This is a genomic window from Xanthomonas sp. NCPPB 2933 (genome assembly GCF_056725225.1).
In genome coordinates, this window is sequence record NZ_CM161518.1 from 2,152,174 (window position 1) to 2,164,214 (window position 12,041).

General features: G+C 63.9%; 12 protein-coding genes. All 12 read left to right on the plus strand.

The annotated features are described in order from the left end of the window. Positions 1-7: 7 nt before the first annotated feature. Positions 8-1,492, plus strand: coding sequence for a lipopolysaccharide biosynthesis protein (locus AC1PLU_RS08820; RefSeq protein ID WP_481094580.1), 1,485 nt, complete (start codon positions 8-10; stop codon positions 1,490-1,492). A gap of 64 nt (positions 1,493-1,556) precedes the next feature. Next, positions 1,557-2,756, plus strand: a complete 1,200-nt coding sequence (locus AC1PLU_RS08825) for a GumK N-terminal domain-containing glycosyltransferase (protein WP_481108224.1) — start codon at positions 1,557-1,559, stop codon at positions 2,754-2,756. A 40-nt stretch (positions 2,757-2,796) separates the two neighbouring features. After that, entirely contained in the window at positions 2,797-3,591 is a 795-nt protein-coding gene (locus AC1PLU_RS08830) for a polysaccharide pyruvyl transferase family protein (protein WP_481094582.1), read from the plus strand. Between the two features lie 4 nt (positions 3,592-3,595). Next, positions 3,596-4,390, plus strand: a complete 795-nt coding sequence (locus AC1PLU_RS08835) for a WecB/TagA/CpsF family glycosyltransferase (protein ID WP_481094583.1) — start codon at positions 3,596-3,598, stop codon at positions 4,388-4,390. A gap of 34 nt (positions 4,391-4,424) precedes the next feature. Then, positions 4,425-4,886, plus strand: a complete 462-nt coding sequence (locus tag AC1PLU_RS08840; protein WP_481094584.1) for a cupin domain-containing protein — start codon at positions 4,425-4,427, stop codon at positions 4,884-4,886. Positions 4,887-4,978: 92 nt separating this feature from the next. Further along, complete coding sequence (locus tag AC1PLU_RS08845; RefSeq protein ID WP_481094585.1) at positions 4,979-5,998, plus strand: TraB/GumN family protein; 1,020 nt, start codon at positions 4,979-4,981, stop codon at positions 5,996-5,998. A gap of 114 nt (positions 5,999-6,112) precedes the next feature. Continuing rightward, positions 6,113-7,144: a 3-oxoacyl-[acyl-carrier-protein] synthase III C-terminal domain-containing protein gene (locus AC1PLU_RS08850; RefSeq protein WP_481094649.1), complete on the plus strand. Its 1,032-nt coding sequence runs from the start codon at positions 6,113-6,115 to the stop codon at positions 7,142-7,144. A gap of 35 nt (positions 7,145-7,179) precedes the next feature. Continuing rightward, complete coding sequence (locus AC1PLU_RS08855) at positions 7,180-8,028, plus strand: MBL fold metallo-hydrolase (protein WP_481094586.1); 849 nt, start codon at positions 7,180-7,182, stop codon at positions 8,026-8,028. Beyond that, positions 8,025-8,984, plus strand: coding sequence for an NAD-dependent epimerase/dehydratase family protein (locus tag AC1PLU_RS08860; RefSeq protein ID WP_481094587.1), 960 nt, complete (start codon positions 8,025-8,027; stop codon positions 8,982-8,984). The genes AC1PLU_RS08855 and AC1PLU_RS08860 overlap by 4 nt, the downstream gene beginning before the upstream one ends. Next, positions 8,975-10,129 carry a glycosyltransferase family 21 protein gene (locus AC1PLU_RS08865; protein ID WP_481094588.1) on the plus strand — a complete coding sequence of 385 codons (1,155 nt, stop codon included), beginning with the start codon at positions 8,975-8,977 and terminating at the stop codon, positions 10,127-10,129. Before AC1PLU_RS08860 ends, AC1PLU_RS08865 begins: the two co-directional genes overlap by 10 nt. Continuing rightward, a complete protein-coding gene (locus tag AC1PLU_RS08870; protein WP_481094589.1) occupies positions 10,107-10,724 on the plus strand; it encodes a hypothetical protein in 618 nt (205 codons plus the stop codon). Before AC1PLU_RS08865 ends, AC1PLU_RS08870 begins: the two co-directional genes overlap by 23 nt. Next, complete coding sequence (locus AC1PLU_RS08875; RefSeq protein ID WP_481094590.1) at positions 10,709-11,965, plus strand: glycosyltransferase; 1,257 nt, start codon at positions 10,709-10,711, stop codon at positions 11,963-11,965. The genes AC1PLU_RS08870 and AC1PLU_RS08875 overlap by 16 nt, the downstream gene beginning before the upstream one ends. The last annotated feature ends 76 nt before the right edge of the window (positions 11,966-12,041 follow it).

Here is a 12,041-nt window from a genome sequence, read left to right on the forward strand (position 1 = left end):
CCCAACGATGACATCCCCCACGCCGCCCCCACCACGCAGCCTCGGTTCGCGTGCCGCCGGTGGCGCAGCGGTGACCATGATCGGCCAGTCCGCCAAGATGGTCGTGCAGTTCGGCGGCATCATTTTGCTGGCGCGGTTGCTGACGCCTTACGACTACGGCCTGATGGCGATGGTCACCGCGATCGTCGGTGCAGCCGAGATCCTGCGCGATTTCGGTCTGTCCGCCGCTGCCGTGCAAGCCAAGCATGTCAGCCGCGAACAACGCGACAACCTGTTCTGGATCAACAGCGGTATCGGCTTGTCGCTATCGGTGGTGGTGTATGCCTCTGCCCACCTGATCGCCAATTTCTACAAAGAGCCGGCGCTGGTGATGATCTCGCAGGCGCTGGCGGTGACCTTCCTGATCAACGGCATGACCACGCAGTACCGCGCGCATCTGAGCCGTGGCCTGCGCTTCGGGCAGGTGGCGTTGAGTGATGTCGGTTCGCAGGTGCTGGGCTTGGTTGCAGCTGTTGCTGCGGCATTGCTCGGTTGGGGTTATTGGGCGCTGGTGGTGCAGCAAGTGGTGCAAGCCAGTGTCAATTTCTTGATCGCCGCGAGTTGCTCACGTTGGTTGCCACGCGGCTACCAACGTGCAGCGCCGATGCGCGATTTCATGAGCTTCGGCTGGAATCTGATGGCCGCGCAGTTACTGGGATATGCCAGCCGCAATGTCGGCCAGGTCATCATCGGTTGGCGCACCGGCCCGGACGCACTGGGCCTGTACAACCGCGCCTTCCAATTGCTGATGATGCCGTTGAACCAGATCAACGCGCCGGCGACCAGCGTGGCGTTGCCGGTGTTGTCGCAGCTGCAGGACGACCGCGAGCGCTTCAACGCTTTCCTGCTGCGTGGGCAGACAGTGATGGTGCATTTGATCTTTGCACTGTTCGCCTTTTCCTGTGCGCTGGCGATGCCGTTGATCGTGCTGGTGCTTGGCGAGCAGTGGCGCGATGCGGTGCCGTTGTTTCAGGTGTTGACCCTGGGTGGAATTTTCCAGACCGCGTCCTACGCCACCTATTGGGTCTTCCTGTCCAAGGGATTGATGCGCCAGCAGCTGATTTACTCGCTGGTCGGGCGCATCGTGCTGATTGGTTGCATCTTTGCCGGCTCGCGCTGGGGCGCGATGGGCGTGGCGATCGGCTATTCGTTCGGGCTGCTATTGATCTGGCCGTTGTCGCTGGTCTGGATTGGCAAGATTTCCGACGCGCCAGTGCGCTCGCTGTTCACCAACGCCTTGCGCCCGATGGTGGCCTACGGTGTGGCCGGTGGCTGCGCGTACTACGTCTCCGTCGTGGCCGGTGGCCCGTTGTGGCAACAGCTCGCCGCTGGGGCAGGGGCGATGGCAGCCGTCTGTCTGCTAGCCCTGGCGATCTGGCCGGCGTTCCGCCGCGATGTGCTGTCCATCGTCAACATCCGCAAATTACTGACCCAGGCCAAGGCACGCCGATGAGATCGACACTGTCCTCGCCTGCGTTTGTGCATGCTCTTTTCCACTCATCCATAGGACACGGCCCATGAGCGAGACACCCGCCGCCGCTACCGGCATTGCCCGGCCTTGCTATCTGGTCTTGTCCGCACACGATTACCGCACGCCGCGCCGCGCCAATATCCACTTCATCACCGATCAACTGGCGTTGCGCGGGACGACGCGATTCTTCTCGCTGCGTTACAGCAGGCTCTCGCGCATGAAGGGCGACATGCGCCTGCCGCTGGACGAAACGGCGAACACTGTCGTCTCGCACAAGGGGGTCGACTGCTATCTATGGCGCACCACGGTGCATCCGTTCAATACGCGCCGCGCGTGGCTACGTGCGGTTGAGGATGCGATGTTTCGCTGGTATGCCGCGCATCCACCGCGTCAGTTGCTTGACTGGATGCGCGAGGCGGACGTGATCGTGTTCGAGAGTGGCATTGCAGTTGCCTTCATTGAGCTCGCCAAGCGCATCAATCCTGCGGCCAAGCTGGTCTATCGCGCATCCGATGCATTGAGCACGATCAATGTCGCTTCCTACATCGAGCGCGAGTTCGACCGTGTTGCGCCAACGCTCGATGTGATCGCGCTGGTGTCGCCAGCGATGGCCGAGGAAGTGGCAAGCCGCGACAACGTCTATCACGTCGGTCATGGGGTAGATCACAACCTGGACCAGCTGGGCGACCCATCGCCGTATGGCGAGGGCATCCACGCGGTGGCGGTGGGGTCGATGTTGTTCGATCCGGAATTCTTCGTTGTCGCCAGCAAGGCCTTTCCGCACGTCACCTTCCATGTGATCGGCTCGGGCATGGGGCGTCATCCTGGTTACGGCGACAACGTGACGGTCTATGGCGAAATGAAACACGTCGAGACCATCGGCTACATCAAGCACGCCCGTTTCGGTATCGCGCCTTATGCATCCGAGCAGGTGCCGATCTATCTGGCCGACAGCTCGATGAAGCTATTGCAGTACGATTTTTTCGGGCTGCCGGCAGTCTGCCCGAACGTCGTCGTCGGGCCCTATCAGTCGCGTTTCGGCTACACTCCGGGCGACGCTGATTCGATCATTGCGGCAATCGGGCTGGCACTGGAAGCACCGCACGTGCGCTATCGCCAGTGCCTGAATTGGTCCGATACCACCGATCGCGTGCTCAATCCCGGTGCGTATCCAGAGACCCGGTTGTACCCGCACAACACCGGCGCAGCCGCGCGCACCTCTGTGGAGGCTGCGCTCTCGCATTGATGCGGCGCGCTCATTCGTTTTTTAAAGGAGATCCCTCACGATGGCCAACGCTTTACTGCAGAAGTGGATAGAACATGCCGAACGTCGTGCATTGTTCTGGTGGCAGCCGAAAAACGCTGGCGTCAACATGGGGGATCACCTGTCCAAGGTGATCGTTTCCTGCGTGCTGTCCTTGCAGGACAAAACGCTGATTGAAAAGCGCGATCTCAGCAAGAAATTGATCGCGATCGGTTCGGTGCTGCACTTCGCCAAAGATGGCGATACCGTCTGGGGCAGTGGCATCAACGGCAAGATTCCGGCCGAACGCAACACCTTCAGTACACTCGATGTGCGTGCAGTGCGTGGGCCGAAGACGCGCAAATTCTTGATGGAGCGCGGCATCGCGGTGCCCGAGGTCTATGGCGACCCCGGTCTGCTGACGCCGATGTTCTTTCCCGTCGATGCGCTTGGCGCGGTAAACAAGCGTCCGTTCGCCATCGTTCCGCACTTCAACGAGCCGGTCGAAAAATACAGCGCGTATGCCGACCATCTGGTGTTTCCCAACGTCAAGCCTGCAACCTTCATGAGCGCATTGCTGGGCGCCGAGTTGGTGATCAGCAGCTCGCTGCACGGGCTGATTCTGGCCGAAGCGTACGGGATCCCGGCGGTGTATCTGGACTGGGGCAACGGCGAAGACCGCTTCAAGTACGACGACTACTACAACGGCACCGGACGTACGCAGTGGCATTCGGGCAATAGCGTGGAAGAGTGCCTGGATCTGGGCGGCAATGGCGAGTTCGACCTGGCGAGTTTGCAGGCCGGATTGCTGGCCGCATTCCCTTACGACCTTTGGTGATTCGATGATGCAGGGCCAGCGCGTGGAAACCGAAACGAAGACTGCCGCCAATGGCGCGCCACCCCAAGGCGTGGTGATTCCGCTTGGCGGGTTTCCGGTGTTGTCCACGACGCAAGAGGCCTTTGCGCTGGAGTTGTTCCATGCGCTGGCGGCGCAGCAGCGGCGTCGGGTGTTCTTTGCCAACACCAATTTCATCGTGCAATGCCAGGCGTTGCGCATGCGGATGCGCGAGCCCAGCGTGCGCATCGTCAATGACGGGATCGGGATGGATCTGGCCGCGCGGCTGATCCATGGCCGCCGCTTTGCCGGCAATCTCAATGGCACCGATCTGATTCCGTATCTGTGCCGCGGGGCGGCGCATCCGCTCAAGTTCTTCCTGCTGGGCGGGCGCCCCGGCGTGGGCAAGACCGCGGCCGCCACGCTGACCGGCACGCTGGGGCAGCAGGTGGTGGGCATGTGCGATGGCTACGGCGAGTTTGCCGCGGCGGGCGAGGGCCTGGCCGAGCGCATCAACCGCTCCGGCGCCGATGTGCTGCTGGTGGCTTTCGGAAATCCGCTGCAGGAGCGCTGGATTCTCGATCACAGCCAGGCGCTGACGGTGCCGCTGGTGTTCGGTGTTGGCGCATTGCTGGACTTCCTGTCCGGTACCGCCAAGCGTGCGCCCGAGTGGGTGCAGCGTCTGCACATGGAATGGATGTATCGGCTGCTCCACGAGCCGCGCCGTCTGCTCAAGCGCTATAGCTGGGATCTGCTGGTGTTTTTCCGCACCTGTCTGCGCGCGGGCAAGCATCTGCCGTGATGCATGGCGGCGCGCGCTGTCTTAGCATGCAGGGATGCATCCAACCGCCGCTGACCTGATTCGCTCGCTCGACCTCGCCCCGCATCCGGAAGGTGGGCACTTCCGTCGTGTCTACGCGTCTGCTCGTCAGATCACCGATGGCGGGCACACGCGTCCCGCGCTGACCGCGATCCGCTTTCTGCTCAGTGCCGGCGAATGCAGCGCCTGGCATCGCGTGGACGCCGAGGAAAGCTGGCATTGGCAGCAAGGCGATGCGCTGGAGCTGCTGATCTACGACGAGGCCAGCGGGCAGTTGCAACGCCTGACCCTGGATGCGGCCGAGCGCGGTGAGCCGATGCACGTGGTGCCGGCCGGCTGTTGGCAGGCAGCACGCTCGCTTGGCGATTTCACCCTGGTGGGTTGCACGGTCTCGCCCGGGTTCGTGTGGGAAGGGTTCGCGCTGCTCGACGATGCCTCGCCGCTGGCCGCGCAGTTGGCAGCCCTGGTCCCGCGCTGAGCCACGGTTGCGCCTGCCATGCCGAACGCTTCCCTAACGCGGCGGTGGCGGGCTTGGCGTAATGTCCGCGTCTCACACAGGGGCGACATGTGATGCGAGGCAAGGGGGCGGTGTGGGGAGTCGGATTGATGCTGGTGTCGCTGCTGGCGGCGGCCAGTGATAGCACAACGCCGAAAGTGGCTGCGCCATCGCCACCGGCGGTGGTCGATCTGGAAGCGATGGTGGTGCGCGGCGTGCAACCCGGCCCTGGCTTGTGGAAGGTCAGCAAGGGCGATCATGTGTTGTGGATCCTGGGCACCTTGTCGCCATTGCCGAAGCGGCTGCAGTGGCAGTCGACCGAGGTGGAAACGATCATCGGGCAGTCCCAGCAGGTCCTGATGGCGCCGACCGTGCAGATTGATGCGGACATGGGATTTTTCGGCAAGCTGACCTTGCTGCCGTCCGCGATGAAGGCGATGAAGAACGAAGACGGCCGCGAACTACGCGAGGTATTGCCGCCCGATCTGTATGCCCGTTGGAGCCTGGCCAAGGCACGCTATATCGGTGGCGATCGGGGTGTGGAGCGCAAGCGCCCGATGCTGGCCGCCGGTGAGTTGTATCAGGCGGCGATCAAGCGCTCTGGCCTTGCCCGTTCGCCGGTGATCTGGTCGGTGGTGGAGCGTGCCGCCAAGCGCGCAGGTATCAAGCCAACCCCCACAGCGCTGGACTACAAGATCAAGGACCCGCGCCAGGCCATCAAGGATTTCCGTGCCGGCGGCATGGACGATACCGCGTGCTTTCGCAGCATTCTGGTGACAGTGGAGCGCGATCTGCCCACGATGGTCGAGCGCGCCAACGCATGGTCGGTGGGCGATATCGAAGCGCTGCGCCAGCTGCCGCGCGAAGATCCGCAGGCCGCCTGCATGAGCGCGATGGCCAGCTCCGGTGCGGCCAGGGCGCGTGGTATCGACGATCTCGAACGCCGCATGCGCGAGCACTGGCTGAGCATCGCCACCACGGCGTTGCAACGCAATCGCAGTACCTTCGCGGTGCTGCCGATCAGCCGGCTGATGGCGCCGGATGGATATCTCGCACGGCTGCAGGCGATGGGATATGCGGTGGAGGCGCCGTAAGCGCAGCAGGTTCGGTGGCCGCTCCTTAGGCTTGATCGGCCGCGCCATGGTCTTATTCGTTTGAAGGCGATGCGCAGCGTGCGATCGATCGAGTCGGCCAACGCCAGCCACGTTATGCTGCGCGCCTTGTCCAATGAGACCTCCGCGTTGAACGCATTGCCGCTGCGCATTCTGGGCACCGGGCGCCATGTCCCCGCGACGGAGGTGACCTCGCAACAATTGGACGCGCGCTGGCAGTTGCCGGCGGGCACCACGTTCGCGCGCTCGGGCGTGGCCACGCGCCATTACGTGGGCGAGGGCGAGACCGCATCGTCGATGGGCGCCGCCGCCGCGACCCAGGCGCTGGCCAGCGCCGGCATCGAGTCCGGCCACATCGATTGCCTGATCTCGGCCTGCAGCGTCATGGAGCAGCCGATTCCCTGCCAGGCGGTATTGATCCAGCGCGCGCTTGGCCTGGGCGATTCGGGCATTCCCGCGTTCGACGTCAATGCGACCTGTCTGAGTTTTCTGGTGGCATTGGATATGGCCGCCAATGCGTTGGCGCTCGGGCGCTACCAGCGCGTGTTGATCGTCTCCAGCGAGGTGGCATCGGGCGGGCTGGATGCATCGGCGCCGGCTACGGCCGGGTTGTTTGGCGATGGTGCGGCTGCGGTGATCGTGGGACGCAGCGCTGCGGAAGACGGCTCGGCCTTGCTGTCCAGCCGCCTGTGCAGTTATGGCAAGGGCGCCGATCTGTGCCGTATTCGCGGCGGCGGCACGCGCTATCCGCGTGGCGAAGAAAGCGCCCCCGATGCCTCGCGCACCTTCAGCATGGATGGGCGCGGTGCCTATCGCTTCGCGGCGCGCTACCTGCCTGCCTTCTGGGAGCAATTGCTGCGCGAGGCCGGCACCACCACGGAGGCGTTGCGCTGCCTGGTCCCGCATCAGGCCTCCGGCGGCGGTCTGGATCATGTGGTGCAGGCCTTGGGGCTGCGCGCCGATCAGGTGATTCGCATCCTGCATGCCACCGGCAATCAGGTCGCCGCATCGTTGCCGCACGCCTTGCATCACGCGCGGATCGAGCAGCGTTTGCAACGCGGCGATCTGTTCGCACTGCTCGGCACCGGCGCCGGGCTGGCGATCGGCGGCATGGTATTGCGGTACTAGGACGTGTGCTCACTTCCCGAACAGGTCGTGTCCTGATGCCGCCGCGCGTGTCGCTGGAGTTGCTGCGCATCGGCCACTGTCGCCACTGCGAGCGCATGGTGCGTGCGGACGGGCACTGGCATGCAGTGGAGTTCCCGGCATTGAGCGTGCTGATTCGGCATCCGCAGCGTGGGGCGCTGCTGTACGACACCGGCTATGCCGCGCATTTCTTTCGCGCCACCGATCCCTGGCCCGAGCGCCTGTACCGCTTGACCACGCCGGTGAGCTTGCCCGCGCACGAAACGCTGGGCGCACAGTTGGCACGTCGCGGCGTGCAGCTGGAGGAGATTGCCTGGTGCCTGATTTCGCACTTCCATGCCGACCATGTGGGTGGTCTGCGCGACCTGCCGAATGCGCGCTTCATCTGCCTGCGTGCGGACTACCAACAGCTGCGCAGGTGTTCGCGCATTGGCGGCCTGCGGCGTGCCTTGTTGCCGCAGCTAATGCCCGAGGATTTCGATTCGCGACTGCAGTTTGCCGAGCAAGCGCCGTTGCGTGCCCTGGCCGGTGCCTGGCAAGGTCTTGGCGCGGCCTACGATCTGTTCGAAGACGGCAGCGTGCTGGCGGTGCCGTTGCCCGGACACGTGCCTGGGCAGATGGGCCTGTGGTTACGCGATCAGCACGACCGCGAGGTGTTGCTGTGTGCCGACGCGGTGTGGTCGTCGGCGACGTGGGCAACGCTGCAGTGGCCAGCATGGCCCACGCGTTTATTGATGCACGATTGGGCAGCGTTTCAACGCACCGTGCAGCAGTTGCACGGGCTGTCGCAAGCGCATCCCGAGTTGGCGATCCTGCCTTCGCACTGCCAGCCCAGCCTTGATCGTTATCAACCGGAGTGGCGATGAGCCTGCGCATTCTCGTGACCGGTGCTTCCGGTTTTGTTGGTGGTTCGTTCCTGCGGCGTTTCCAGGGCCAGCCGGGTGTGGAGATCCATGGCATCGGTCGCCGCGCCAGCGATCTACCCAACTACCATCGCATCGATCTGAGCCGCCCGTTCTCGCTGCAGTGGCAGCCGGATGTGGTGATTCATGCAGCGGCACTGGCATCGCCATGGGGCACGCGTGCGCAGTTCCAGCTGCATAACGTAGAGGCCACCGCCAACGTCATCGAGTTCTGCACGCGCAATGGCTGCCCGCGTCTGCTGTATGTGTCGTCGAGTTCGGTGTTCTATCGCGAGGCGCATCAATACGACCTCACCGAGGACAGCCCGATCGGGCCGGCATTCGTCAATACCTACGCGCAGACCAAATATCTTGGCGAAACCTTGCTCGATCAATATCCAGGCGAGAAATCCGTGCTGCGCCCACGCGCGGTCTTCGGGCCGGGAGATACGGTGCTGTTCCCGCGCGTGATCGCCGCTGCGCGCAAAGGCGCGTTGCCACGCTTTGTCGGCCAGACCCAGCCGGTGATCGGCGATCTGATCTATATCGATACGCTGTGCGATTACCTCTATCGCGCGGCCACCGCGCCGCACTTGCAGCCGGCCTACAACCTCACCAACGCACAGCCGGTGGATCTGCAGCAGCTGCTAATGGACTTGCTGACGCGCCTGCAGCTGCCGTTGCCGCAGCGCGAGGTACGTATCGCCACTGCGTTGCGCATGGCCAGCGTGGTGGAAGCGGCCTACCGCCTGCTGCGACTGCGCGGCGAACCGCCGATCACCCGCTTCGGTGTTGGCGCATTTGCCTACTCCAAGACCTTCGATCCACGACGCACGCTTGCCGATCTCGGGCAACCCAGCGTTGGCCTGGAAGAAGGTATCGAGGCGTTCGTACGTTGGCAGGCGGCGCAATGGACGTAGCCGCACTGGCGTTGGCAGCGGCCTATCTGGCGGTGCTGGTGGTCAAGACGGCTGCGGTGCTGTGGGTCGTGCGCGGCGCACGCGCGCGGCCATCGAGCGATGCCGCTGCAACCCAGGCCGAGGTGGCGATATTGCAGCCCATCCTCGGCGGCGACGCGCATTTGCAGCAGGTGCTTGCCGCCAACCTACAGGCACTGCCGGATGCACACTTCATCTGGCTGCTGGATGCGGAGGATCGTGCAGGAAACACGGTTGCCGATGCATTGGTGATGCTGTATCCGCAGCGACGCATCGAGCGTGTGCTGGTGCCTCCGGCGCCACCTGGCATCAATCCGAAAGCATGGAAACTCGATTACGCGCTGCCGCATGTGCGCGCACCGATCAGCCTGATCCTCGACGACGATGCGCAGCTGAGCAACAGCGCGCTTGCCCGGTTGTTGCAGGATCTGACCCACGCCGATGTCGTCACTGCGCTGCCGTATTACCAGGACAGCGCAACGCTGGCTGGCCGCCTGCTGTCGCAGTTCGTCAACAACAATGCGGCGCTCGCCTATCTGGGCTGGCTGCCGTTCGCCGCGCCGCTGACCATCAATGGCATGTGCTATGCCGCCCGCACCGAACAACTGCGCGCCTGGGGCGGTTTTGCCGCGTTGCTGGAGCAGCTGACCGACGATCTGGCGTTCGCAACACTGGTGCGTGAGCGCGGTGGGCGCGTGTGCCAATCCACCGCGCCGGTGGCGATGCGCACTGCGATGCCGGATCTGGCCAGTTACGCACGCCAGATGCATCGGTGGATGTTGTTCGCGCTGATCCTGCTGCGCCATCAGACGTTGGGCATACGCAGCGCAATTTTCGTACTGCAGGGGCTGCCGCCGCTATTGCTGATGGGCTTGCTGCTGTGTGTTTGCGTGCAGCCAACATGGCTGGCCATCGCATGTGCGCTGACTACGTTGCTACTGCGTGCCTTGCTGCTGTGTCTGGTGCAATGGCGCGTCAGCGGAGCGATTCGTCACCGGCCATTGCTGTCGATTTGCGCCGAAGTTCTACAGCCGCTGCATCTGCTGCATGCAGCTGTGGTGCGCACGATCCGCTGGCGCACGCGCCGTTACCGCGTATTGCCGGATGGGTGTTTCCGTGCCGATTGACAGCGCTACGCTGCAGATCGCCTTCCTTACTGGGCAAAGCGATCCACAGCGCTGCGCATTGAGCATCGAACAGCAGCACTTCTTGCAGCAGCTGCAAGGCCGGGGCCGGCAACTGATCGACTGCAATTATCCGTATCGCCCTGATAGCGCTGCGCATCGATGCATGCCGCTCTGGCGCGCCAGTCTCTCCAACGCGCGGCAGTACCTGGCCGCACGCGCCGCACGTATCGTGGACGCCGATCGCATGCGTGTCATGGCGCTATTGGAGCAGGCGCCGATCACGGTAGTGCTGGCTGGCAGCTGCGGCCTGCAGTTACTCACCGCGCTGCAGCTTCCGCAGGCACTGCGTACGCGTCTGGCAGTGTTCGCCTACGGTCCGGTCTGTAACGCACCTGCCTCGTTCGCACAGTTGCGCGTGTTGCAAGGGCAGCGTGATTGGATCTCGCGCACGCTGTTCGGTGCTGCGATCGATCTGAGGCCCGCGTGCGGGCACATGGACTACTTGCGTAATGCGGCGGTGCTCGCCGATTGCCAGGCGTTCGTCGCGACGGTCGAACACGCCGTGCAAGGGGAGGGTAGATGCGCATCGATCTGATCGCGCCGCCATATAGCGGGCACCTGCATCCGATCCTTGCGATCGCCCGTCAGCTGGCGCCGCATCACCAGGTGCGGGTCATCAGCACGCCAGCGGCGCAGGCGCGCATCCGTGCATGTGGGCTGAGCGCAGTCAGTGTGCTGGATGCGCAAGCCGACCGGCTGTTGCTGGAGATCGCCAACCCACCGCACGCGGTGGGCCACAACCCGTTGCGCTTGCTTCGACAACTGCGCAATGCGCTTGGGTTGATGGCGCGGATGGGGGATGTGCTGAAAGCGCGCTGGCGCGAGCGCAGGCCGGACCTGGTGATCGTCGATTTCACCTTGCCCAGCGCAGGACTGGCGGCGCAGGCAATGGACATCGCATGGTGGACCAGCATGCCGTCGCCGTGCGTGATCGAAACAGTCGACGGGCCTCCGGCGTATTTCGGCGGTCTGCTGCCGGCGACCACAGTAACGCAGCGGATCTGGCATGCGATCGCGCGGCGTTTGACGCGTGGATTCAAACGAAGCGTGCATGCCTGTTATCGGCGCCAGATGCATGCCTGCGGATTGTCGGCGATGTATCGCAGCGATCGTAGCGAGGCGGTGTATTCGCCGCAGTGCATCCTGGCATTGGGTCTGCCGTCGTTCGAGTTGGCGCAGCGCTGGCCTGCGGCGGTGCGCTTCGTCGGGCCGCAGCTGTGTACGCCGCCATCGGCAGTTGCGTCGCCTGAGTTCGTCGCTGGGCAGCGGCATGTGCTGGTGACGCTGGGTACGCATCTGCACTGGGTCAAACACCGCATGGATGCGGTGCTGCGCGCGCTGGCGCCGCAGTTCCCGGAAGTGATCTTTCATTTCAGCGATGGCGATACCGCAGCGCCGCAGCAGCAGGCGCACGGCAACTATCAACGTCTGCCGTATGTCGACTATGCGCAGCACCTGCATCGCTACGCGCTGGTGGTGCACCACGGCGGCGCCGGCATTCTGTACGCCTGCCTCGCTGCCGGCTTGCCATCGATCGTGTATCCGCTGGACTACGATCAGTTCGACCACGCCGCACGCCTGCAGGTCGCCGGAGCAGCCTGGTGGTTGCGCGCGCTGGACGAATTGCCGGCACTGTTGCGCGAGGCGCTTGACGCCGCTGAGGTGCCGTCAGGCGTGCGTCGATTGCAAACGGAACTGCACGCCATCGATGCGCAGGCACGCATCGTGCGGTTGGTGAATGCGTTTGCGCAGACCGGTGTGGTGCCGCAGGTCTGATGCATCGCCACGCGAGATCGTCGCGCATTGCGTCAGCGCAGCCGCGTCAACACGACGCTTGGGTCGCGGTTGATAC